Genomic DNA, 23,166 nt, shown 5'->3' on the forward strand with positions numbered 1-23,166 from the left:
GACTGTTCTTGCCGTCACTTGTGTTGGATAGGCGGTAGCCGGAGGAAGGGAAGTTCGTGAACGACGGCCCGCTCATCGTCCAGTCGGACAAGACGCTGCTGCTCGAGGTCGACCACGAACGGGCCGACGAGTGCCGCAAGGCGATCGCCCCGTTCGCAGAGCTGGAGCGCGCACCCGAACACGTCCACACCTATCGCGTCACCCCGCTGGCGCTGTGGAACGCGCGCGCCGCGGGCCACGACGCCGAGCAGGTCATCGACGCTCTCATCAACTTCAGCCGTTATCCGGTCCCCCACGCCCTGCTGGTCGACGTGGCCGAGACCATGGCCCGCTACGGCCGGCTCAAGCTGGAGAAGGACCCGGTCAACGGGCTCGTGCTGACCTCGAGCGACCGCGCGGTGCTGGAGGAGGTGCTCCGCTCCAAGAAGATCCAGCCGATGCTGGGCGAGCGGCTGGGCCCCGACTCCGTCATCGTGCACCCCAGCGACCGCGGCAACGTCAAGCAGGCGCTGCTGAAGCTGGGCTGGCCCGCCGAGGACCTGGCCGGTTACGTCGACGGCGAGCACCACCCGATCGAGCTGCGGCAGGAGGGCTGGTCGCTGCGCCCCTACCAGCAGGAGGCCGCCGACGCGTTCTGGCACGGCGGCTCGGGCGTGGTCGTGCTGCCCTGTGGCGCGGGCAAGACGATCGTGGGCGCCGCGGCGATGGCGCACGCCCAGGCCACCACGCTCATCCTGGTGACCAACACGGTGTCGGCGCACCAGTGGAAGACCGAGCTGATCAAGCGCACCTCGCTCACCGAGGACCAGATCGGCGAGTACTCGGGCACCAAGAAGGAGATCCGCCCGGTCACCATCGCCACCTACCAGGTGATGACCACCAAGCGGAAGGGCGTCTACAGCCACCTGGAGCTGTTCGACGCGCGCGACTGGGGCCTGGTCGTCTACGACGAGGTCCACCTGCTGCCCGCGCCGATCTTCCGCATGACCGCCGACCTGCAGGCCCGCAGGCGGGTCGGGCTGACCGCGACGCTGGTGCGCGAGGACGGCCGCGAGGGCGACGTGTTCTCCCTGATCGGCCCCAAGCGCTACGACGCGCCGTGGAAGGAGATGGAGAACCAGGGCTGGATCGCGCCCGCCGACTGCGTCGAGGTGCGCGTCACGCTTTCGGACGAGGAGCGCCTGGCCTACGCCATGGCCGAGTCGGACGAGAAGTACCGCTTCTGCGCGACCACGCCGTCCAAGACGTACGTCGCCGAGGCCCTGGTGCGCAAGCATCTGGGCGAGCAGGTGCTGGTCATCGGCCAGTACATCGACCAGCTCGACGAGCTGGGCGAGCACCTGAACGCGCCGGTCATCAAGGGCGAGACCCGGATCAAGGAGCGCGAGCGGCTCTACCAGGCCTTCCGCGACAAGGAGATCCAGGTCCTGGTGGTGTCCAAGGTCGCCAACTTCTCCATCGACCTGCCTGAGGCCACCGTGGCCATCCAGGTGTCGGGGACGTTCGGGTCACGCCAGGAGGAGGCGCAGCGGCTCGGGCGGGTGCTGCGGCCCAAGTCCGACGGCGGTGGCGCCCGCTTCTACACGGTCGTCAGCAGGGACACCATCGACCAGGAGTTCGCCTCGCACCGGCAGCGCTTCCTGGCCGAGCAGGGATACGCCTACCAGATCGTCGACGCGGACGACGTGCTGGAGGTCTGAGGCCTGGTCCGTCGGACCAGGCCCCGGCGAAGAACGTTCAGGTCCACGAGACTCCGCGGGCCGTCGACAATCGAACCACCCCCCTCACCAACGTGCTTGGCCGCCGCCTGCGGCATACCCCATGATCCGACAAACGCACCTGATATGCCCGGTTTTTTCGCTTTTGGTTACCTGGCAATCATGCCGCCGAGGAACAGCACGCCCTCGGCGATCACCCACGCCACCACCGCGGCCCCCATGACCAGCGAGAACGTCCGCTGATCGTGCCGTGAGGCGGGCACCAGCCAGGCGGCGGCCGTGCAGCAGGCGGCCAGCACCGCGAACAACCCCGAGATCGTCGAGACCGAACCCAGCCGATCCGCGCAGGAAACCGAGCCGTCGCAGAAGGCCTGCAAGCCCCAGCCGGCGAAGACCGACAACCCCCACAACGCCGCGAGCAGGAAACTCGCGATCGTGGGGATGATCGGGGAAAACCCTAACCGCACGCGCGCCACGCCCTCCCCCTACCCGCGGTAAATGCTTTGGAAGCCTGCCGGGGCCCGGATTAGACTGTCCGATTCGCTACCTGCCGAGAGGTGCTTTTCGCATGCCCGCACATCAACTGGCTCCGGACATACCCTCCGACGTACTCGCGGCCGAGCAGGCCCACCTGGCCGACTCGCGCAGGGCGCTGCAGGCGATGCGGGAGCACGCGCAGTCGCTGTCGGCCGACGCCGCCGGCGACTGGGTCTCGCAGCAGATCCTGCAGTCGCTGCTCGACCAGCGGGTGGCCGCGCTGGCCGACCACCCCGACACCCCGCTGTTCTTCGGCCGCCTGGACCGCGCCGCAGGTGACGACCTGCCGGGCATCATCTACGTCGGCCGCCGCCACGTGCACGACGGCAACAGCCGCCCCCTCGTCATCGACTGGCGCGCCCCCGTCTCACGCGCCTTCTACCAGGCCAGCCCCACGGACCCGATGGAGGTGGTACGGCGGCGCCGCTTCGGATACCACGGCGGCGCGCTGACCGCCTTCGAGGACGAAGATCTCACCGACGGGCACGACCTCGGCACCTCCAAGATCCTGACCGAGGAGATCGAGCGCCCCCGCACCGGCCCGATGCGCGACATCGTGGCCACCATCCAGCCCGACCAGGACGAGATCGTCCGCGCCGCGCTGGCCCAGACCGTCTGCGTCCAGGGCGCGCCCGGCACCGGGAAGACCGCCGTGGGCCTGCACCGGGCCGCCTACCTGCTGTTCACCCACCGCGAGCGGCTCTCCCGCGCCGGCGTGATGATCGTCGGGCCGAACAAGGCGTTCCTGTCCTACATCTCCTCCGTGCTGCCCGCGCTCGGCGAGGTCAAGGTCGACCAGACCACGGCCCATGAACTGCTCGGTGCCTATGCCGCCCCGGAGGACTCCGCGGTGGCCGCGATCAAGGGGTCGGCGCGGATGGCGGCCGTCCTCGAGCGGGCGCTGTGGCTGCACATCGCCAAGCCCACTGAGGGCGTGGTGTACACCAAGGGCGCCTACCGCTACCGGGTGGCCGACTACGAGGTGCGCGAGATCGTGGCCTCGCTGCGCGGCACGACCCGCTACGGTCCCGGGCGGGCGGCGCTGGCGCAGCGGCTGGCCCACCAGGTGCTGGTGCGGATGGAGCAGCGCGGCGAGTCGCCCGACGACCGGGTCCAGGACGCGGTCGCCCGCTCCAAGCCGGTCAAGGAGCTGGTGGACGCCGTCTGGCCCAAGCTCGTGCCCGCGCAGGTGCTGTTCCGCTTGCTGTCCGATCCCGCCTTTCTCGCCCAGGCGTGCGCCAAGACCGAAATCTCGCCCGAAGAGCAGGAGATGCTCATCTGGCCGAAGCCGTACCGGAGCTGGAAGTCCGCCAAGTGGTCGGCGGCGGACGCGGCGCTGCTCGACGAGCTCAACGACCTGATCGAGCGCACGCCCTCGATCGGCCACCTGGTCGTGGACGAGGCCCAGGACCTGTCGGAGATGCAGCTGCGCGCGCTCGGCCGCCGCTGCCGCACCGGCTCGGCCACCGTCCTCGGCGACCTCGCGCAGGGCACCACGCCCTGGTCGACCAGCTCGTGGGAGACCGTCCTTGAGCATCTCGGCCAGACCACCGGCGAGGTCACGGAGCTCACGCTGGGCTTCCGCGTGCCGCGCGAGGTCCTCGACTACGCCGCCCGCCTGCTGCCCGCCATCGCCCCCGAACTGGCCCCGCCGCGCTCCCTGCGCCCCGGCGCCGGCTCCCTGACGGTACAGCCGAGCGGCACGATCACCGAAGCGGTCCACGAGACGCTGACCAGGGAGGGCTCGATCGGCGTGATCGTGCCGGACGCGCAGGTCGCCGCGGTGTCCGCGGAGCTGTCCGGCATCGCCCACGCCGTCCTGGGGCCCGACTCGACGGAGGAGCACCGGGTGCTGGTCATCCCGGCGACGCTGGTCAAGGGTCTGGAGTACGACCACGTGATCGTGGTCGAGCCCGCCGACATCGTCTCCGCCGAACCCCGCGGCCTGGCCCGCCTCTACGTGGCCCTCACCCGCGCGGTCACCTCCCTGACCGTCCTGCACGCCAAGCCCCTCCCGGCCCAGCTGGCCGGCTGATCAGGTGAGGCATTCCTGGGCGGTGCGGTGGCCGGACTCCACCGCGCCGTCCATGTACCCGGCCCAGCGGGTCGCCGTCTCGGTGCCCGCCCAGTGCAGCGGCCCGATCGGGGCGCGCAGGGCGGGGCCGAAGCGGGTCAGCGTGCCGGGTCCCGCGAAGGCGCCGTAGCAGCCGCGGGTCCACTCCTCGGCGGCCCAGTCGAGCTCCAGGTAGTCGACGGCCGCCAGGGCCGCCGGCCCGAAGTATCCCGACAGGTCCTCCAGCGCCTGCTTCCGCCGTTCGTCGACGCCGAGCCGGGACATCGCATCGGCGTGTCGCCCCTCGAAGAAGCCCGTCAACACCCCGGGCGACCCCGACGGCGGGGTGCTGTCGAAGACCGTCCCCAAGGGGCGCCGCTCGCTGTTGGCCTCCCCGCTCAGCCCTTGCGCGCGCCAGAACGGCTCGTCGTAGACCACGTGCACCTTGACCACCCGCCCCATGGGCAGGCGCTGCACCAGCTGGTCCCGATCCCCCGGCAGCCCGGGCGAGAACCGGATCCCCGAGGCCAGCGGCGGCGGCACCGCCACGATCACCCGCCGCGCCCGGACGTCCTGCCCGCCCTCGACGGTGAGGCGCACGCCCTGGGTGTCCCAGTCGATCCCGGTGACGGGGGCGGCCGGCCGTACCCGGTCACCTAACGACTCGGCCAGGGCCAGCGCGATGCGCTGGGAGCCGCCGGCGACCCTGTCCTGCTGGGCTCCCCCGCGGACCTCGGTCAGCGAGTCGAAGCCGCCGCCGGAGCCGAAGTAGAACAGCGCCCACAGCGCCGACAGGTCCTCGGGTTCGGCCGAGAAGACCGCCTCGGTGACCAGCCTGACGAAGGCCCTGCCGTCGGTCGTGCGCGCGTGCCGCCTGATCCACGTCGCGAAGCTCTCGGCGTCCAGCGCGGCCGCGTCAGCGGCGGTCCAGGGCGCCTCCAGCGGGATCCGCCGGGCCGCCCGGTCGAGGGCGAGCTGCGCCCGGCCCAGGTCGGCCAGCACGAGCGGGCCGAGGCGCGGGATCCGCCCGCCGTACTCGATCCGTCTGCCCCTGAGCTCGGCGATCCTGCGGCCTTGGTGGTAGGTCGGGAAGGTCGCCAGCCCCAGCTCCCCGATCAGCGCCAGCACGCGGTCCTGGCCCGGGCCGACCCACTGCGCGCCCAGCTCGATCGGCTCGCCGCCGGGCAGGACGCCGTTGAGCGTACGCCCGCCGACCCGGTCTCTGGCCTCCAGCACGATCACGTCCCGGCCGGCCGCGACCAGGTCTCGCGCCGCCACGAGCCCGGCTAAACCGGCGCCCACCACCGCGATCTCGGCATCCATGATTCACGGGATACCCGCGCCCGCCGTGGCCACTCCTAGGATGGTGCCGACGAGCTCTCACCCAAGGAGGATGCCGTGCCAGCACCGCTTCCGCATGATCATCTGCCCTCCGTCCCGTCGCTCGCGGTCGAGAGCGAGGACATCACGCACGGCGAGCGGCTGAGCGACGCCCACGTCTTCAACGACTGGGGCATGACGGGGCAGAACCTGTCCCCGCACCTGCGCTGGTCCGGCGCGCCCGCCGAGACGCGCAGCTACGCCGTCACCTGCTTCGACCCCGACGCGCCCACGGGCAGCGGCTTCTGGCACTGGGTCGTCTTCGACATCCCCGCCGCGGTCACCGAGCTGCCCACGGGCGCGGGCACGTCGCCCGACTTCAAGGGCCTGCCCGAGGGCGCCGTCCACGTCCGCAACGACTACGGCAGCAAGGACTACGGAGGCTCGGCCCCGCCGCCCGGAGACCCGCACCGCTACGTCTTCACGGTGCACGCCCTCGGCGTCGACAGTCTCGGCATCGACGACTCGGTCAGCCCCGCCGTGGCGGGCTTCAACATCACCGCCAACACCCTGGCCCGCGGCCACATCGTCGCCCACTTCGGCCTCTGACACTCTTCCGGTACGGCAGGCCCCCGGGACCCACCCCGGGGGCGCCGTGATCTCCGCGCGGTCGGATGGGGTCTGGTAGCTTCGCGGGGTATGGGCGAGTTCGGGGTTAAGGTCCGGTCTGCGAAGATCGCTGATGTCGAGCCCGTGCTCGACTTCTGGCTGATGGCGGCCGAGGGGACCGATCGGCGGGACTCCGCCGGCAAGGTGCTCGCACTGCTCGAGCGCGACCCGGAAGCCCTGATGATCGCCGAGCTCGACGACGTCATGGTGGGCACGCTGATCGCCGGGTGGGACGGCTGGCGGGCGCATCTGTATCGGCTCGCCGTACACCCTGATCACCGGCGCAAGGGCATCGCCAGGACACTGCTGGCCGCGGCCGAGGCGCGCTTCGCCGAGTTCGAGGCGTTCAGGGCCGACGCCATGGTGCTCGACGACAACACCCTGGCCCATCACGCCTGGTCCGCGGCCGGTTATCGCCGCCAGCCCGAATGGGGCCGCTGGGTGAAGCCGCTGTAGAACGAAAAAAGGGCGCCCGTGATCGGACGCCCTCTTTCGTGGACGGACTAGAAGTCCATGTCTCCGCCGCCGGGCATGCCGCCGGGCGCAGCCGGGGTCTTCTCCGGCTTCTCGGCGATGACAGCCTCGGTGGTGAGGAAGAGCGCCGCGATGGAAGCGGCGTTCTGCAGCGCGGAGCGCGTCACCTTGGCCGGGTCGATGATGCCGGCCTCGAACATGTTGACGTACTCGCCGCTGGCCGCGTTGAGACCCTCACCCGGGGTGAGGTTGCGGACCTTCTCCACCACGACGCCGCCCTCGAGACCGGCGTTGACCGCGATCTGCTTGAGCGGCTCCTCCAGAGCCTTCTTGACGATGGAGGCACCGGTGGCCTCGTCGCCGTTGAGCTCGAGCTTGTCGAAGGAGTTGGCGCCCGCCTGCAGCAGCGCCACGCCGCCGCCGGGGACGATGCCCTCCTCGACGGCCGCCTTCGCGTTGCGAACGGCGTCCTCGATGCGGTGCTTGCGCTCCTTGAGCTCGACCTCCGTGGCGGCGCCGGCCTTGATGACGGCCACACCACCGGCGAGCTTGGCCAGGCGCTCCTGGAGCTTCTCGCGGTCGTAGTCGGAGTCGGTGCGCTCGATCTCGGCGCGGATCTCGTTGACCCGGCCGGCGATCGCGTCGGCGTCACCGGCGCCGTCGACGATCGTGGTCTCGTCCTTGGTCACGACGACCTTGCGGGCGCGGCCGAGCAGGTCGAGCGTGGCGTTCTCGAGCTTGAGGCCGACTTCCTCGGCGATGACCTGACCGCCGGTCAGGGTCGCGATGTCGCCCAGCATGGCCTTGCGGCGGTCGCCGAAGCCCGGAGCCTTGACGGCCACGGAGCGGAACAGTCCGCGGATCTTGTTGACGACCAGCGTGGCCAGGGCCTCGCCCTCGACGTCCTCGGCGATGATCAGGAGCGGCTTGCCGGACTGCACGACCTTGTCGAGCAGGGGCAGCAGGTCCTTGTTGGCCGAGACCTTCGAGTTGACGATCAGGATGTACGGGTCCTCGAGCACCGCCTCCATACGGTCGGAGTCGGTGACGAAGTACATCGACGTCATGCCCTTGTCGAAGCGCATGCCCTCGGTGAGCTCGAGCTCGAGGCCGAAGGTGTTGCTCTCCTCGACGGTGATGACGCCTTCCTTGCCGACCTTGTCCATCGCCTCGGCGATGAGCGAGCCGATCTCGGGGTCGGCGGCGGAGATGGACGCCGTGGAGGCGATCTGCTCCTTGGTCTCCACGTCCTTCGCGAGCTTGGACAGCTCCTCGCTGACGCGCTCGACGGCGGCCTCGATGCCCTTCTTCAGAGCCATCGGGTTGGCGCCGGCGGCCACGTTGCGGAGGCCCTCGCGGACCAGCGCCTGGGCGAGCACGGTGGCGGTGGTGGTGCCGTCACCCGCGACGTCGTCCGTCTTCTTGGCGACTTCCTTGACCAGCTCGGCGCCGATCTTCTCCCACGGGTCCTCGAGCTCGATCTCCTTGGCGATGGAGACACCGTCGTTGGTGATCGTGGGAGCGCCCCACTTCTTCTCCAGCACGACGTTGCGTCCCTTGGGACCAAGGGTCACCTTGACGGCGTCGGCGAGCTGGTTCATGCCGCGCTCGAGACCGCGCCGGGCGTCCTCGTCAAACGCGATCATCTTGGCTGCCATAAGGCTAGACCTCCCAGATGCAGGGTGGCTTCTCAAGGATCGAGCCGACGCCCGCGACGGCGTTCGGGTCCGCAGCTCCGTTCGGCAGACCCCATCGTCTCGATCCAGTGCTGGCACTCTGCATCAGAGAGTGCCAACGAACTGTTTAGCACTCTACCTCGTCGAGTGCAAGCGAGAGCCACTCCTGCCCTGGTCATCCGGTACGGCGGGTCCCCCTCAGGACCCGCCGCACCACAGGCCGAACGTTGGTTGGACAGGTGGCAGGTTGCACGGACTGCGCTGCCGTGCGATCTGCCGGGTGCAATGACCTCAGACCGCGCGAACGGCCTCCGCCTGCGGCCCCTTCTGTCCCTGCGTGATCTCGAACTCGACACGCTGGCCCTGTTCGAGAGAGCGGTACCCGTCCATCATGATCGCTGAGTAATGGACGAATACATCTTTACCACCGTCAACAGCGATGAAGCCGTAGCCTTTGTCCGCGTTGAACCACTTGACGGTGCCCTGCGCCACTTCCGACTCCTCTTACTGGGCTCACAGATCCCGCCCATTCCTCTCGCGAGACCCGCAATCGCCATGACTTATGCGAAATCAAGCCAGACGATCGCCCTCGACCATACCTGTGGCACGGTGTATGGCAACAGAGTCAATCGGAAAACTCCGCATTTCATCCAGAGCTGAGTTGTTCAACCTTGAATTGTCCAGAAATGCGGAAGGCGCCCACGGGGGGCGCCTTCTCGTCCGGACGGTCAGCCGCCGGCGACTGCCGGGATGATGGAGATCTGTGCCCCCTCGGGGGCTACAGTGTCGAGCCCCTCGGCGAATCGGACATCCTCTTCACCCACGTAAACGTTGACAAAACGACGAATCTTGCCCGATTCATCCAGAATCCGCGCGCCGATACCCGGGTAGTCCGAGTCGAGCTTCGCGAACACCTCACGCAGAGTTGCACCTTCGCCACTGACTTCCGCGTTACCCCCGGTGTAGGTGCGCAGAATGGTGGGAATCCGTACTGACACGCTCATTTCCAAAACTTCCTTTCAGATCGCGCGGAACGCATCGAGAGAGGGCCGGATCACGGCCGTCGGCTTGGCGTCGTCCGAGACGGCGTCGAGCGTCTTGAGCCCGTCGCCGGTGTTGAGCACCACGGTCTCGGCCTCGGGGTCGAGCGTGCCGTTCTCGACCAGCTTCTTCAGCACGCCGACGGTGACCCCGCCCGCGGTCTCGGCGAAGATGCCCTCGGTCGAGGCGAGCAGCCTGATCGCCTCGACGATCTCGGCGTCCGTGACGTCCTCGACCGCTCCCCCGGTACGGCGGGCGATGTCGAGGACGTAGGGCCCGTCGGCAGGGTTGCCGATGGCCAGCGACTTGGCGATGGTGTCGGGCTTGACCGGCTGGACCACGTCGTGCCCGGCCTTGAACGCGGCCGACACCGGCGAGCAGCCCAGCGCCTGCGCCCCGAAGACCTTGTACGGCGTGTCCTCCACCAGCCCGAGCGCGATCAGCTCCTTGAACCCCTTGTCGATCTTCGTCAGCTGGGACCCGGAGGCGATCGGGATCACGATCTGCTCCGGCAGCCGCCACCCGAGCTGCTCGGCGATCTCGTAGGCCAGCGTCTTGGAGCCCTCGGCGTAGTAGGGCCGCAGGTTGACGTTGACGAAGCCCCACTTGTCGCCGAGCGGGTCGCCGATCAGCTCCGAGCAGAAGCGGTTGACCTCGTCGTAGGTGCCGTCGATGCCGATGAGCCTGCCGCCGAACACCCGGGCCATGGCGATCTTGGCCTGCTCCAGGTTGGCGGGGATGAACACGCACGCGTCCAGCCCGGCGCGCGCGGCGGCGGCCGTCACGGCGCCGGCCAGGTTGCCGGTGGAGGAGCACGACAGCGTGTGGAAGCCGAAGTTGCGGGCCGCCTCGACGGCGATGGCCACGACCCGGTCCTTGAAGGAGTGGGTGGGGTTGCCGGAGTCGTCCTTGACGTGCAGCGAGCGGATCCCCAGGGCCTTGCCCAGGTTGTCGGCCTTGACGAGCTTGGTCCAGCCCGGGTTCATGTTCCGCTTGGACGCCACGTCGGCGGGGACCGGAAGGAGGGGCTGGTAGCGCCAGATGTTGGTGGGGCCCGCCTCGATCTGCGCGCGGGTCACCGTACCGAAGTCGTAGGCCGCTTCGAGCGGCCCGAAACACTCGAGACAGGCGAAGCTGGGACCCAGGTCATAGCGGGCGCCGCACTCACGGCAGGACAGAGCGACGGCAGGACCAAAGTCGAGCGACATGAAGCGAGGCCTTCCCTCATCTTCGCCCGCGGCCACCTTGACCGCAGACCGGAATTGGCACCTTGTCCCGGCCGGCCTCGCCCTGTCGCGAGTCTCTAACCGGGAGGGTTGCCGGGGCTTCGCAGGGCCGGTCCCTCCACCCCTCTGGATGAGCAATATTCGGTTGTTGACCAGTACTGTACCCGGGCGCAACGGGGCCCAGAAAACCGTCTCAGCAAGTGAGACTCAGCGATAGTCCTCCCCGAGCACGCCCTGGACGTACTTGCGGGCCTGGTGGATGCGGGACTTGGCGGTGCCGAGCGGGATGCCGAGCTGCTCGGCCACCTCGTTGTAGTCGAGCTGGACGATGTCGCGCAGCACCAGCGCCTGGGCCAGGTCCGGCTTGTCGGACTCCAGCGCCTCCATCGCGTCGAGCAGGTCGAGCCTCGACCCGGCGATCACGCTGACCCTGCGCACGTCGGGCTTCTGCATGGGCAGTTCGTCCGAGCTCTGCTCGGCGGCCCTGCGCTTCAGCGTGCGGTAGGTCGTCCGCGCGCAGTTCGCGGTCACGATGTGCAGCCAGGTGCTGAACCTCGCCCGCCCCTCGAACCGCCCGATGTTGCGGGCGACGGCCAGCAGCGTGTCCTGGGAGGCCTCCTCCGCGTCCTGGTGGTAGGGCAGGATCCGGCTGCAGTGCCGCAACACGTCAGGCTCGATCCGCCGCAGGAGCTCGCCGAGTGCGCGATGATCTCCGGCGGCGGCGGAGCGGGCCAGTTCCTCGGTTAGCTCATCAAGCGCCATAGCTGGGATCCTATGGTCGGAGGGAGCGTTATTGGATATCTCCCTGTTGAAAGGGGGGCGTTTCCTGCGGCTCGCGCCGTTGGACCCGCTTCATCGCTGACTGCCCGCCCGGGAGTGCTCCGTTGAGGTCCTGCCCCGGCTCCACGAGCCGACGCCGCCACCCCGGCGGCGAGAACATCCACCGCTGTATGACAATTGCCGCAGTCGATCCGCAGGAATTCGTTTCCGCTCTGGCCGCAGGCCGGGTGTCCACGGAGAGGGCCCGATGAACAGCGTCCTGGTGGCCTCCAACAGAGGGCCTGTGTCGTTCACCGTGTCCGACGACGGGGTTCTGACCATGAAACGCGGCGGTGGCGGGCTGGTCTCCGGCCTGTCAGGAGTCGCCAAGGACGAGGGTGTGCTGTGGGTCTGCGCCGCCCTGTCCGACGGCGACAGGAGCGCCGTACGGCAGGCCCCCGGCGGCCGCCTGGACCAGGCAGGCTACGAGACCGGGGCGGTGCGGATGCTGGACATCCCGCCCACCACGTTCCACCGCGCCTACAACGCCGTGGCCAACTCCACGCTGTGGTTCGTCAACCACCTGCTCTACGACACCCCGAACGCGCCCCTGTTCGGCACCAGGTTCCAGCGGGAGTGGGAGTCCTACCGCGACTACAACGGGGCGTTCGCGATGGCGCTGGCCGAGGAGGCGGGTCACGGGGCGCGGGTGATGGTGCAGGACTACCACCTGACCCTGACCCCGGCGATGCTCCGCGCCGAGCGGCCCGACCTGCGCATCGCGCACTTCAGCCACACCCCGTGGGCGCCGCCCGAGTACTTCTCGCTGCTGCCCGACGAGGTGGCCAGGGAGGTGCTTGAGGGCATCCTGGGCGCCGACCACGCCGGGTTCCTGGCCGAGCGGTGGGCGTCGGCGTTCATGGACTGCTGCGCCACCCTCCTGGGCGCCGATATTTCTGGAAATAACGTTACATATGAGGGGCGCACGACCCAGATCGGCGTGCACGCGCTGGGCGTGGACGGCGACGAGCTGTGGGCGCGCGCCTGCGAGCCCGACGTCGAGTCGCACGTGACCGCGCTGCGCGCTCAGGTCGGCGACCGCCGCCTGATCGTCCGCATCGACAGGACCGAGCTGTCGAAGAACATCGTGCGCGGCCTGGTGGCCTACCGCGAGTTCCTGGCGGCCCACCCCGAGTGGCACGGCCGCGTGGTCCACCTGGCCTTCGCCTACCCCTCGCGCCACGACCTGCCCGAGTACCGCGAGTACACCGCCGCCGTGCAGCGCTGCGCCAAGGAGATCGAGGACGAGTACGCCACCGAGGACTGGGACCCGCTGATCCTCAACGTCGACGACGACTACCCGCGCTCGCTGGCCGCCTACCGCCTGGCCGACGTGCTGCTGGTCAACCCGATCCGCGACGGGATGAACCTGGTGGCCAAGGAGGGCCCGGTGCTGTCGGAACGGTGCGCGCTCGTGCTGTCGCGGGAGGCCGGCGCGGCGGCCGAGCTGGGCGAGCACGCGCTGGTCGTCAACCCCTACGACGTCAGCGAGACCGCCGAGGCCCTGCATCAGGCGCTGGTGATGCCCGAGGACGAGCGCCGCCGCCGCCGCACCGCGCTCAGGGCCGCCGCCACGGCGTTGCCGCCGCAGCGCTGGATGGCCGCCCAGCTGGACGCCCTCGGGACACCCTGATGCGGGAGGCGACCGAGCCCATCCGGTTGACCCGCGATCGTCCCACCTGGCTGATCTACCTGCAGCTCGGCACCTTCGCCACCTACCTGTACGGCCTGAGCGCCGCCGTCCCGCTGCTGCGCGCCGACGAGCGCACCTCGGCCACCGTCGCGGGCCTGCACGGCACCGCGATGGCGCTGGCCACGATCGCCGCGGGCCTGGCCCTGCCATACCTGACGAACAGGTACGGCAGGCGGGCCTCCACCTGGCTGGGCGTGGCCGGCATGAACGCCGGCGTGGTCCTGGTCGTGTTCTCCTCCTCGCTGCCGCTCACGCTGCTGGGCTACGCGGTGTCCGGAGGCTTCGGCTCGCTGATGCTGTACGCGGCGATGGCCGCGCTGAGCGACCACCACGGCCCGGCGGGAGCGGCGGCCATCAGCGAGGCGAACGCGGTCGGCGTGGTGATCGGCAGTTCCGTCACGTTCCTGATCAGCGCGATGGCGGGCACGGCGCTCGGCTGGCGCGCGGCGCTGCTGGTGACGCCGCTGCTCACGGTCGCGGTGGCCGCGGCACTCGGCCGGGTGTGGACCTCAGCGCCCGCGACGCCGCCCGAGCCCGCGCACGGCTCCGCGCGGCGGCCGGGGTGGCGCTTCCACGTGAGCGGGGCGGTGCTGTGCTGCTGCGTGGCGCTGGAGTTCTCCTTCAACCTGTGGGCCGTCTCGCTGCTGGCCGCGCAGACCGGGCTGAGCCTGGCCACGGCGGCCACCGGGCTGAGCGCGATGATCGCCGGGATGGCCGCGGGCCGCTTCGCGGGAGCGCGGCTGGCGCTGCGGGTGCCGCACACGCGGTTGTTCGCCGGCGCCCTGGCCGTCGCGGCCGCCGGTTGGCTGATCTTCTGGTCGGCCACCGACCCGTTGCTCGGCTACGCGGGGCTGGCGCTGAGCGGGCTGGGCATCTCGCTGCACTTCCCGCTGGCGCTGTCGGCGATGATCGGCAACTCCGGCGGCAGGCCCGACCTGGCGGCGGCCGCCTCGCCGATGTGGGCGGGGGCGGCGATGGCGGTCGGGCCGTTCGTGCTCGGTGCGCTGGCCGACGGATTCGGCACGCGGGCGGCGTTCCTGCTGGTGCCCGTCCTGATCGGCCTGGCCGTCGGCGGGGTGCTCACTGCCAGGACGCGTTCTTGAGCACCGCGTCGAGGCCGGGGGTGCTGAACTGGTCCACGATGAGGATCCTGCTCTTGGGCAGGAACCATTCGCGCTGGACGTAGCGCAGCTTCACGCTCTCGAGGTGCTCGTAGGGGCGGCAGGAGAAGTTCCAGGCCCGGTAGGCGGCCTTGTGGCCGGGACCGACCTGGCGCAGTCCTTCGGACTTCGGCTTGTCGAAGCTCTGGGCCAGTTTGCGCTTGATCGGGCACGGCTGCACGTCGGTGGCCGGGTAGTAGGGCCGCTTGCCCGTGTAGGGATTGAACAGTTCCTGGCCTTCCTTGATGGCCTTGGGACCGAACACCCAGAAGGCCTGGCACTCCTGCCCGTTGTAGCCCGCCTTCGGCTTGGCGCACGTGCCGGTCACGACCTTGAGCCAGTCTCCCTTGCCGGAGACCTTCCAGCCGCTCGGGAGGGTGAGCGTCATGCCGCGGAAGCTCAGCGTGCCGGTGGAGGCGTTGGCGGGAAGCGCGACCAGGGCGGTGGCGGTGGCGGCGATCGCCGCGACGGCCAACAGGGATCTCCTCATGGGCGCGACCCTAGCTACGCGCACTTTCAGCCGAGTTGCAGGCTGTCGCAAAGCTCGCGCAGCAGCGCGACCACGCCGCCGGGGCCGTCGACGACCATGTCAGCCCGTTCCGCCAGGGCGGTGACCTCGGCCGAGCCGCTGCACACCTTCACACCGGGCATTCCCGAGGCCTCGACGGCGTCGAAGGCCGCCAGGTCGCCCAGATCGTCGCCGACGAACATGACCGAGCGCGCACCCCGCTCGGCCAGGAAGAGACCGAGGGCGTGGCCCTTGTCCATGCCGGACGGCCGCAGTTCGAGCACCATGCGGCCGGGTTCGACGACCAGGCCGTGCTTCTCGGCCAGCTTGGCCAGGGGCTCGCGCAGGACGGCCAGGTAACCCTCGGGATCGGGGCTGCGGCGGGTGTGCACGGCGACGGCGCGGCCCTTGTCCTCGATCGTCACACCGCGCAGGCCGAGCGAGTCGAGCAGCAGCGGCAGCTCCGCGGCCGCCCGCGGGACCCCCGGCGGTGGCGGGGGCCCGCTGACGCGCCCCTTCTCCCAGCGTTCGAAGCCGTAGTGGCCGAGGACGACGAGCCCAGGCACGTCGGCCAGCCCCTGTCCGAGCTCCAGCACAGTGGCGACGGGCCGCCCCGTGACGATGGCCACGGCGCCCACGTGCCTGCCGAGCTCGGCCAGGACGGCGGGGGCTTCAGGGTGGATCCGCGCCGCGGCGGGGTCGGGCACGATCGGCGCCAGGGTGCCGTCGAAGTCGAGCCCGATCACCGCGCCCGCGGGATCTTTCAGTATCGATTGGATTCCAGGGATGTTCCTCACGCGGCAGCCGTACCCAGCCGGTCAGGGACGCATGCCGAGCCGCCTGGCGGCGCGCTCGCGCTGTCGCGAGGCCCGCAGCCGGCGCAGCCGCTTGACCAGCATGGGGTCCTGCTCAAGCGCCTCGGGTCGGTCGATGAGCTCGCCGAGGAGCTGGTAGTAACGGGTGGCGGAGAACCCGAAGGCCTCCTTGATGGCCTGCTCCTTGGCGCCCGCGTAGCGCCACCACTGGCGCTCGAAGGCGAGGAGCTCGAGATCACGGTCGGAGAGGGGGTGGCGGGACGGTTCCTGGGCAGCACTGTCACCGCTGACCGGTGCAGTGTCCATGGTCTCCTCCTCGGTGGGAGCGCCCGACGATCACGTCGTGCGCACGCGGCCCGCAGCCATCGTAATGTGCGGAGTACGGGTGTTCACGGCGGATTGGGAGACGTACAGTCACTAAATGTGACCCAAGTCATCACGCTTCTCACCGACTACGGGTTGGAAGATGGCTATGTGGCGGCCTGTCATGGAGTGATTGCTGGGATCGCTCCGGAGACCCGCGTGATCGACGTATGCCATCTGGTGCCTTCAGGCGATGTACGGCGGGGCGCCGCGATCCTCGCGCAGACCATCCCGTACCTGCCCAAGGGTGTCCACATTGGAGCGGTGGACCCGGGCGCGGGCGGAGCCAGACGGCCCGTGGCGGTCGAGGCGGGCGGGCGGATCTTCATCGGCCCCGACAACGGGCTGCTGTCGTGGGCGATCCACGCCAGCGGCGGGGCGCGAGCGGCGTACGAGCTCTGCAACGAGGAGTACTTCCTGCACCCGGTGTCACCGACCTTCCACGGGCGGGACGTGTACGCCCCGGTGGCCGGGCGGCTGTGCTGCGGGCTCAAGGCCGCCGACCTGGGCCCCGCGTACCCGGTCGAGCGGCTGGTGTCGCTGCCCGAACCCACCTCGGTGATCCGTGAGGGCTGCGTGGAGGGCGAGGTGGTCTCGGTCGACCGCTACGGCAACACGCAGTTGTCGATCGCGGCGGGCGACCTGGCCGCGCTGGGAGTTCGGCTGGGCGACACGCTGGGCGTGCGGCTGGGGCGGCGGCAACTGTCGATGCCGTTCCGCGAGACGTACGCGGCGGTGCCGCCGGGCGAGCTGGTGGCCTTCGCGGACTCGGCGGGCCTGATCGCGCTCGCGGTGAACGCCGGTGACGCGGCGCAGCGGCTGGGACTGCCGCCGGGGGCGCACGTCCGCCTGTCACCAACACCCTAAATGTGCCGACTTTTCCTATTTTAGTGGTGCGAAAGTGGCAGAAGGGAATTACTCCGCGTATCGGTCTGTTTACTGAAGCGTCGGATTGACTCATCGATCGCATGCCAGAATGCACGGGCAGATCGGGCGTCCCCTCCCCCCTTCTCCAGAGGTCGGCGTGTTCCAACTGTCTGTCGTGCTGCTGCTGTCCCTACTGAACCTGGTCTGGCCCTCGGCCGAGCCGCCCGTCCCCGAGCGGTGGCACGAGTGGCCGGTTTCGCGTGTCTTTCCCCATACAGTGCCCGGATCCAGCCCCTCCGGGGCACGGATGACGTACGAGCTCGTCGGCATCGCCCCAGAGGCGCCCTGCCGGGAGGCGCTCCAGCCTGCCGCCTTCCGTGCGCTGCCCGGCTGCCGTACCGCGCTGCGCGCGACGTACGCCGACAGCACCCAGACCTATGTCGCCACGGTCGGCATCGCCGTGCTCGACGGCAAGGGCACCCGCACTCCCCTGGCCCGCATGGGCGGCTCGGCGGCCGAGCATCCTGCGCTGACCACCGGCGACCGGGCGAGCGCCGCGGCGGCGGGGCCGGGCGCCGCGTGGGCCGGCAGTTCTGGCGGGCTGGGCGGCGCGGCGTGGGCCGGCGATCCGGGCGGCCCGCTCGGCGCCCTGGTGACCTCGGGCAGCGGGCGCGTGCCGAGCGTGCGGCCGGTGGCCTTTCCCGACGGCCCGGCGGAGCGGTTCGGTCAGCGGCAGTACGTGACGGGGGCGATCTCCTTCGCCGGCGACCGCTACGTGGTGCTGACCGCGGCCGGATACGCCGACGGCCGGGCCTACGTGCCCGGGGTGGCCCCGCCGAGCAGGCTGGCGGGGGTCGCCAGGCAACTGGCCGCGGAGTTGCACCGGGTCCTGACCAGATGACACGGATGCTGGCCGGGCTGCTCCCGGTCTGCCTCACCGCGCTGCTGTTCACCGGCGCGGGCCCCGACGACGCCGACGACGCCGGCTCGGCCGCCAGGGCCCGGCAGTGGCAGATCTCGGCGCTGCGCCTGCCCGAGGCGTGGAAGCACAGCAAGGGCGCGGGCGTGACGGTGGCCGTGCTCGACACCGGCGTCGACAGCCGCCATCCCGACCTGACGGGCAGCGTCACCGAGGGTCCCGACCTGACGGGCGCGGCCCGTGACCGGCCGCTGTGGGGACATCACGGCACCGCGATGGCCAGCCTGATCGCCGGGCACGGCCACGGGGCGGGCGAGCGGGACGGCATCGTCGGCGTGGCGCCGGCCGCCCGCATCCTGTCGGTGCGGGTCACCCTGGAGAACGGCGACCCGCTGCGCGAAAAGCAGCGCGCGACCGGCCGCGACGCCCTGGCCCGCGGCATCCGCTACGCCGTCGACCACGGCGCCGGCGTGATCAGCATGTCGCTGGGCGGCGGCAGCGGCGCATGGGAGGGCTCGGCCGCCGAGGAGGAGGCCGTGCAGTACGCCATCGCGCGCGGCGCCGTCCTGGTCGCCTCCTCCGGCAACGACGGCGACACCACCAACAGGAAGAACTTCCCCGCCGCCTATCCGGGCGTGATCGCGGTGGGCGCCGTGGACAAGCGCCTGAAGGTGGCCGCCTACTCCAACCGGCAGGACTACCTGTCGGTCGTGGCGCCCGGCACGGAGATCGTCAGCGCCGACGGCGCCGACGCCTACGTGGTGGGCGACGGCACCAGCTCGGCGGCGGCCATGGTGGCCGGCATCGCGGCGCTGATCAGGTCCGCCCACCCGGATCTGTCGCCGTACCACGTGCGCATGGCCATCGAGCACGGCACCCGGCGCCGCCCCGCCAAGGGCTACGACAGCGCCTACGGCCACGGGGTGGCCAACGCGCTGCTGGCCCTGCGCCAGGCCGACCGGCTGGCCGCGCCCGCCTCGGCGCCCTCCGGCCCGAACGCCGCCTACTTCGGCGACGGGCCACCCGCGCACGAGTCCGCCTCCCGGCTGGCCGTGGTGGTCGCCATGATCCTGCTGACGGCGGGCATGTCGGCCAGGGTGATCGTGCTGCACCGGAGGCGCGGGAGGGATTCAACCTAGCAAGCGCTTGTGTGATACTCCTGCCTATGACCTTAGCGATCGACGGCTGGTTCGCCATCGACGAGGCGGGCACCCACCTGATCGGCACCGTCTGCGCCGACTGCGGCACCGCCTGCTTCCCGCCACAGGCCGGCCCGTGCCGCAACCCGCACTGCGAGGGCGAACGCCTGGAGGAGACCAGGCTCCCCCGGCGCGGCCGCGTCTGGTCCTACACCAACGCCTGCTACGCCCCGCCGGAGCCCTACGTCGCGGCCGAGCCGTACGTCCCCATCACGCTGGCGGCGGTGGAGCTGGACGGGGCGGGGCTGGTCGTGCTGGGGCAGGTCAGGGACCTGACCGTCGACGAACTGGAGGTCGGCATGGAGCTGGAGCTCACGCACGGGCCACTGGCCGACGGGCCGCTGGTGTGGATGTGGGGCAGGCCCTCATGAGCGGCCAGGTGGTGGTCCTGGGCACCGGCATGCACCCGTGGGGCAAGCAGGGCAGACCCTTCCACGAGTACGGCGTGGCCGCGGCCAGAGCCGCGCTGCGCGATGCCGGGATCGCGTGGACCGACGTGCAGTTCCTGGTGGGCGCCGACACCATCCGCAACGGCTATCCCGGGTTCGTCTCCGGCGCGACCTACGCGCGGGCGCTCGGCTGGTCGGGCGCCCGCATCGCCTCCTGTTACGCCGCGTGCGCCTCGGGAGCCCAGGCGATCGACATCGCACGCGCGCGGATCCTGGCGGGCCTGTGCGACGTGGCCCTGGTCGTGGGCGCGGACTCCACACCCAAGGGCTTCTTCAAGCCGGTGGGCGGGCAACGGCCCGACGACCCGGACTGGCTGCGCTTCCGGCTGCTCGGCGCCACCAACCCGGCCTACTTCGGGCTGTACGCCAGGCGGCGGATGGCCCTGCACGGCTCGACCCCGGCCGACTTCGCCGCGGTCAAGGTCAAGAACGCGCTGGCCGGGTCGCTGAACCCGATGGCCCGCTACCGCAAGACCGTCACGGCCGAGGAGGTCCTGGCCTCGCCGATGGTGGCCGACCCGCTGCACCTGATGGACATCTGCGCGACCTCCGACGGCGGCGCCGCGCTGGTGCTCGCCTCGGCCGCCTACGCCGCCAGGCTGGGCGTCACGGATCCGGTGAAGATCGCGGCGGTGTCCACGGTCACGCCCCTCTTCCCCAACACGGTGCTTGAGCTGCCGGAGTTCGCCACCGACTCCACCGCGGCGGTGCCGGCGCCCGAGCGGACCTTCCGCGCCTCGATCGCGCACGCCGCCTACGAGGAGGCGGGGCTCGGCCCGCGCGAGGTCTCCTTCGCCGAGGTCTACGACCTGTCCACGGCGCTGGAGCTCGACTGGATCGAGGACGTCGGGCTCTGCGACCCCGGCGAGGCGGACAAGCTGCTGCGCGCCGGCGACACGGCGCTGGGCGGCCGGATCCCCGTCAACCCCTCCGGCGGGCTCGCCTCGTTCGGCGAGGCCATCCCGGCCCAGGCCATCGCCCAGGTGTGCGAGCTGACCGCCCAGCTGCGCGGTACGGCGGGCCCGCGCCAGGTGGCGGGCGCCCGGGTGGGCCTGGCCGCCAACCAGGGCCTGTTCGGCCACGGGTCCGCCATCATTGCCACGAAGTAGGTGGTGTCGGCGCCAAGGCCAGGGGTAGTCCTAAGATGGTCACAGCCAGTTACTGGCTGTAGCGGATTGTCATCGGATTCGGGGGAACCAATGATCCGCCCCATTCTCGCCGCCTCGACCGTCGCCGGCCTCATCCTGGTGGGCGCCGCCGGCGCCGCCACCGCCACCACTCAGACCACCGCCGCCCCGCAACAGGTCCGCTGCCTGTTCGGGCTGAGCGAGCTGCTGGGCCTGCGGGCCCTGTGCACACTGCCGCTCATCGGCCAGGTCGACCAGCTCACCGCCACCGTCCCGACCGTCAGGAGCCTCACCCGCGGCGCCATGGACGACAACACGCTGAGGACGCTGATCAGCGCCTTCCCCGTGCCGAACGCCGACACGCTGAGAAACCTGACCCACGCCATCCCGGGCGAGCACACCGACCTCGACGAGGACGACGAGGCCGACCAGTACGGCGACTGAGGCCGGGCATGGCGGAGCCCCCCGCGGATCGCCGCGGAGGGCTCCGTCACGCCGTCAGCCGACGTGCACCACGTCGTGCGTCTCGGCGAAGTGGCACGCGCTCTCGTGCGCCGTCCCCGGCCGGATCTGCAGCAGCGGCTCCTCCTGCGCGCAGATCTCCTGAGCCTTCCAGCACCGGGTGCGGAAGCGGCAGCCCGAGGGCGGGTTGGCCGGCGAGGGCGGGTCGCCCTGCAGGATGATCCGCTCGCGCTGCTCGCGGCCCTCCGGGTCGGGGACCGGCACGGCCGACAGCAGCGCCTGGGTGTAGGGGTGCGCCGGCTTGTCGTAGACCTCGGCGTCCTTGCCCAGCTCGACGAGCTTGCCCAGGTACATCACGGCCACCCGGTCGGCGATGTGGCGCACCACCGACAGGTCGTGGGCGATGAAGATGTAGGCCAGGTCGAACTCGTTCTGCAGCCGCTCGAGCAGGTTGATGACCTGCGCCTGGATCGACACGTCCAGCGCGGAGACCGGCTCGTCACAGACGATGATCTCCGGCTGGAGCGCCAGCCCGCGGGCGATGCCGATGCGCTGGCGCTGGCCGCCCGAGAACTGGTGCGGGTACCTGTTGATGTGGTCGGGGTTGAGACCGACCACCTCGAGCAGGTCCTGCACCTTGCGCCGGCGGTCACCCTTCGGCGCCACCTCGGTGTGGATGTCGTACGGCTCGCCGACGATGTCGCCGACCGTCATCCGCGGGTTCAGCGAGGTGTAGGGGTCCTGCATCACCATCTGGATGTTGCGGCGCATCCGCTTGAGCTCGGAGCCCCTGGCGCGGGCCATGTCCCGGCCGTTGATCTTCACCGAGCCCGACGTCGGCCGCTCCAGCGCCATCAGCACCTTGGCCAGCGTGGACTTGCCGCAGCCCGACTCGCCCACGATGCCCAGCGTCTCCCCCTTGGCGAGGTCGAACGAGACGCCGTCCACGGCCTTGATCGCGCCGATCTGCCGCTTGATCACGATCCCCTGAGTCAGCGGGAAGTGCTTGACCAGGTCACGCACCTCCAGGATGTTCTCAGCCATCGATGACCTCCCTCCAGTAGTGACAGGCGCTGCTGCGGGAGGAGCTGATCTGGTGCAGCGGCGGGACGTCGGTCACACAGGTGTCCTGACGGTAGGGGCAGCGGGGGTGGAAGGCGCAGCCTGTCGGCATGTCCAGCAGGTTCGGCGGCGCACCCTTGATCGCGTACAGGTCCTGGCCCTTCAGGTCGACCCGGGGGATCGACTCGAGCAGGCCCTTGGTGTAGGGGTGGGCGGGCGAACGGTAGATGTCGTGCACGGGCGCGTTCTCCACGATCCGCCCGCCGTACATGACCGAGATCTTGTCCGCGACGTCGGCGACGACGCCGAGGTCGTGGGTGATCAGGATCATGCCCATGTTGCTCTCGCGCTGCAGCTCGCTGAGCAGTTCCATGATCTGGGCCTGCACGGTCACGTCGAGCGCGGTGGTCGGCTCGTCGGCGATGAGCACCTCGGGGTCGAGCGCGATCGACATGGCGATCATGATGCGCTGGCGCATACCGCCGGAGAACTGGTGCGGGTAGTCGTTCACCCGCTGCTTGGCGGCGGGGATGCGGACCCGCTCCATCAGCTCGACCGCCTTCTTCAGCGAGTCGCGCTTGGACATCCCGCGGTGCACCCGGAACATCTCGCTGATCTGCCAGCCGACGGTGAACACCGGGTTCAGCGACGAGAGCGCGTCCTGGAAGACCATCGAGATCCGCTGGCCGCGGACCTGCGTGCGGGCCTCGTCCGACAGCTTGAGCAGGTCGGTGCCGCGGAAGCGGACCTCCCCGCGGGGGATCCGCGCCGGCGGCATGTCCAGGATGCCCATGATCGCCTGAGCGGTCACGGACTTGCCCGAACCCGACTCGCCGAGCACCGCGAGCGTCTCGCCGGGGTTCAGCGAGTAGCTCACGCCGTTGACCGCGCGCACCACACCCGCGCGGGTGTGGAACTCCACGTGCAGGTCGTCGATCGCCAGCAACGGCTCGTCGCCCAGCCCTCCCTCGGCGGGCAACGTCTCCGTCGTCGTCGTGTTCTTCATGTC

General features: G+C 70.5%; 24 protein-coding genes and 1 riboswitch. Of the genes, 12 read left to right on the plus strand and 12 right to left on the minus strand.

What is annotated here, in order from left to right:
- Nucleotides 1-56: 56 nt before the first annotated feature.
- The gene (locus tag KIK09_RS49050) at nt 57-1,700 is read left to right on the plus strand and encodes a DNA repair helicase XPB (RefSeq protein WP_214326459.1); all 1,644 of its coding nucleotides are present in this window, start codon (nt 57-59) and stop codon (nt 1,698-1,700) included.
- Nucleotides 1,701-1,867: 167 nt separating this feature from the next.
- Here KIK09_RS49050 and KIK09_RS49055 read toward each other — a convergent pair whose 3' ends face one another.
- Nucleotides 1,868-2,194: a hypothetical protein gene (locus tag KIK09_RS49055; protein WP_214326460.1), complete on the minus strand. Its 327-nt coding sequence runs from the start codon at nt 2,192-2,194 to the stop codon at nt 1,868-1,870.
- A gap of 92 nt (nt 2,195-2,286) precedes the next feature.
- Here KIK09_RS49055 and KIK09_RS49060 point away from each other — a divergent pair, with 92 nt between their 5' ends.
- Nucleotides 2,287-4,290: a HelD family protein gene (locus KIK09_RS49060; RefSeq protein WP_214326461.1), complete on the plus strand. Its 2,004-nt coding sequence runs from the start codon at nt 2,287-2,289 to the stop codon at nt 4,288-4,290.
- Here KIK09_RS49060 and KIK09_RS49065 read toward each other — a convergent pair whose 3' ends face one another.
- Entirely contained in the window at nt 4,291-5,631 is a 1,341-nt protein-coding gene (locus KIK09_RS49065; protein ID WP_214326462.1) for a flavin monoamine oxidase family protein, read from the minus strand.
- Between the two features lie 75 nt (nt 5,632-5,706).
- Between KIK09_RS49065 and KIK09_RS49070 the strand changes: the two genes are divergently transcribed.
- Both KIK09_RS49070 and KIK09_RS49075 read left to right on the plus strand, forming a co-directional pair.
- On the plus strand, nt 5,707-6,237 hold the full coding sequence (locus KIK09_RS49070; protein WP_214326463.1) for a YbhB/YbcL family Raf kinase inhibitor-like protein: 531 nt from the start codon (nt 5,707-5,709) through the stop codon (nt 6,235-6,237).
- Between the two features lie 90 nt (nt 6,238-6,327).
- The gene (locus KIK09_RS49075; RefSeq protein ID WP_214326464.1) at nt 6,328-6,753 is read left to right on the plus strand and encodes a GNAT family N-acetyltransferase; all 426 of its coding nucleotides are present in this window, start codon (nt 6,328-6,330) and stop codon (nt 6,751-6,753) included.
- 47 nt (nt 6,754-6,800) lie between these two features.
- Here KIK09_RS49075 and groL read toward each other — a convergent pair whose 3' ends face one another.
- From groL to KIK09_RS49100, 5 genes are all read right to left on the minus strand, one after another.
- Complete coding sequence (gene groL / locus KIK09_RS49080; RefSeq protein ID WP_214326465.1) at nt 6,801-8,429, minus strand: chaperonin GroEL; 1,629 nt, start codon at nt 8,427-8,429, stop codon at nt 6,801-6,803.
- A gap of 309 nt (nt 8,430-8,738) precedes the next feature.
- Nucleotides 8,739-8,939, minus strand: a complete 201-nt coding sequence (locus KIK09_RS49085; RefSeq protein ID WP_173525743.1) for a cold-shock protein — start codon at nt 8,937-8,939, stop codon at nt 8,739-8,741.
- A gap of 236 nt (nt 8,940-9,175) precedes the next feature.
- On the minus strand, nt 9,176-9,451 hold the full coding sequence (locus tag KIK09_RS49090; RefSeq protein ID WP_214326466.1) for a MoaD/ThiS family protein: 276 nt from the start codon (nt 9,449-9,451) through the stop codon (nt 9,176-9,178).
- Nucleotides 9,452-9,466: 15 nt separating this feature from the next.
- Nucleotides 9,467-10,696: a threonine synthase gene (gene thrC / locus KIK09_RS49095; RefSeq protein ID WP_214326467.1), complete on the minus strand. Its 1,230-nt coding sequence runs from the start codon at nt 10,694-10,696 to the stop codon at nt 9,467-9,469.
- Between the two features lie 13 nt (nt 10,697-10,709).
- Nucleotides 10,710-10,851: riboswitch (SAM riboswitch) on the minus strand.
- Nucleotides 10,852-10,921: 70 nt separating this feature from the next.
- Complete coding sequence (locus KIK09_RS49100) at nt 10,922-11,476, minus strand: RNA polymerase sigma factor (protein WP_214326468.1); 555 nt, start codon at nt 11,474-11,476, stop codon at nt 10,922-10,924.
- 265 nt (nt 11,477-11,741) lie between these two features.
- On the opposite strand from KIK09_RS49100, the gene KIK09_RS49105 reads away from it, so the two are divergent.
- Both KIK09_RS49105 and KIK09_RS49110 read left to right on the plus strand, forming a co-directional pair.
- A complete protein-coding gene (locus KIK09_RS49105; protein WP_214326469.1) occupies nt 11,742-13,166 on the plus strand; it encodes an alpha,alpha-trehalose-phosphate synthase (UDP-forming) in 1,425 nt (474 codons plus the stop codon).
- Nucleotides 13,166-14,329, plus strand: a complete 1,164-nt coding sequence (locus KIK09_RS49110; RefSeq protein WP_214326470.1) for an MFS transporter — start codon at nt 13,166-13,168, stop codon at nt 14,327-14,329. Before KIK09_RS49105 ends, KIK09_RS49110 begins: the two co-directional genes overlap by 1 nt.
- On the opposite strand, the gene KIK09_RS49115 is transcribed toward KIK09_RS49110, so the two are convergent.
- The 3 genes from KIK09_RS49115 to KIK09_RS49125 are packed head-to-tail and all read right to left on the minus strand — an operon-like array spanning nt 14,307 to nt 16,015.
- Nucleotides 14,307-14,876, minus strand: coding sequence for a hypothetical protein (locus KIK09_RS49115; RefSeq protein ID WP_214326471.1), 570 nt, complete (start codon nt 14,874-14,876; stop codon nt 14,307-14,309). The genes KIK09_RS49110 and KIK09_RS49115 overlap by 23 nt on opposite strands.
- Before the next feature lie 26 nt (nt 14,877-14,902).
- Entirely contained in the window at nt 14,903-15,691 is a 789-nt protein-coding gene (otsB, locus tag KIK09_RS49120) for a trehalose-phosphatase (protein WP_308164756.1), read from the minus strand.
- A gap of 21 nt (nt 15,692-15,712) precedes the next feature.
- Nucleotides 15,713-16,015 carry a DUF3263 domain-containing protein gene (locus tag KIK09_RS49125; protein WP_214326472.1) on the minus strand — a complete coding sequence of 101 codons (303 nt, stop codon included), beginning with the start codon at nt 16,013-16,015 and terminating at the stop codon, nt 15,713-15,715.
- Nucleotides 16,016-16,132: 117 nt separating this feature from the next.
- Here KIK09_RS49125 and KIK09_RS49130 point away from each other — a divergent pair, with 117 nt between their 5' ends.
- The 6 genes from KIK09_RS49130 to KIK09_RS49155 all read left to right on the plus strand — a co-directional run bounded on the left by KIK09_RS49130 (nt 16,133) and on the right by KIK09_RS49155 (nt 21,077).
- Nucleotides 16,133-16,939, plus strand: coding sequence for an SAM hydrolase/SAM-dependent halogenase family protein (locus KIK09_RS49130; RefSeq protein WP_214326473.1), 807 nt, complete (start codon nt 16,133-16,135; stop codon nt 16,937-16,939).
- A 157-nt stretch (nt 16,940-17,096) separates the two neighbouring features.
- Nucleotides 17,097-17,840, plus strand: coding sequence for a hypothetical protein (locus KIK09_RS49135; RefSeq protein ID WP_214326474.1), 744 nt, complete (start codon nt 17,097-17,099; stop codon nt 17,838-17,840).
- Nucleotides 17,837-18,997, plus strand: a complete 1,161-nt coding sequence (locus tag KIK09_RS49140; protein ID WP_214326475.1) for a S8 family serine peptidase — start codon at nt 17,837-17,839, stop codon at nt 18,995-18,997. Before KIK09_RS49135 ends, KIK09_RS49140 begins: the two co-directional genes overlap by 4 nt.
- 26 nt (nt 18,998-19,023) lie before the next feature.
- Nucleotides 19,024-19,428, plus strand: a complete 405-nt coding sequence (locus KIK09_RS49145) for a Zn-ribbon domain-containing OB-fold protein (RefSeq protein ID WP_214326476.1) — start codon at nt 19,024-19,026, stop codon at nt 19,426-19,428.
- Nucleotides 19,425-20,615, plus strand: a complete 1,191-nt coding sequence (locus KIK09_RS49150) for a lipid-transfer protein (RefSeq protein ID WP_214326477.1) — start codon at nt 19,425-19,427, stop codon at nt 20,613-20,615. The genes KIK09_RS49145 and KIK09_RS49150 overlap by 4 nt, the downstream gene beginning before the upstream one ends.
- Before the next feature lie 90 nt (nt 20,616-20,705).
- A complete protein-coding gene (locus KIK09_RS49155) occupies nt 20,706-21,077 on the plus strand; it encodes a hypothetical protein (RefSeq protein ID WP_214326478.1) in 372 nt (123 codons plus the stop codon).
- Nucleotides 21,078-21,131: 54 nt separating this feature from the next.
- Here the strand turns inward: KIK09_RS49155 and KIK09_RS49160 are convergent, their stop codons facing one another.
- Both KIK09_RS49160 and KIK09_RS49165 read right to left on the minus strand, forming a co-directional pair.
- Nucleotides 21,132-22,139, minus strand: a complete 1,008-nt coding sequence (locus KIK09_RS49160; protein WP_214326479.1) for an ABC transporter ATP-binding protein — start codon at nt 22,137-22,139, stop codon at nt 21,132-21,134.
- A complete protein-coding gene (locus KIK09_RS49165) occupies nt 22,132-23,163 on the minus strand; it encodes an ABC transporter ATP-binding protein (RefSeq protein ID WP_214326480.1) in 1,032 nt (343 codons plus the stop codon). Before KIK09_RS49165 ends, KIK09_RS49160 begins: the two co-directional genes overlap by 8 nt.
- Nucleotides 23,164-23,166: the final 3 nt, after the last annotated feature.

The sequence above is a fragment of the Nonomuraea sediminis genome, assembly GCF_018531495.1.
GTDB lineage: Bacteria > Actinomycetota > Actinomycetes > Streptosporangiales > Streptosporangiaceae > Nonomuraea > Nonomuraea sediminis.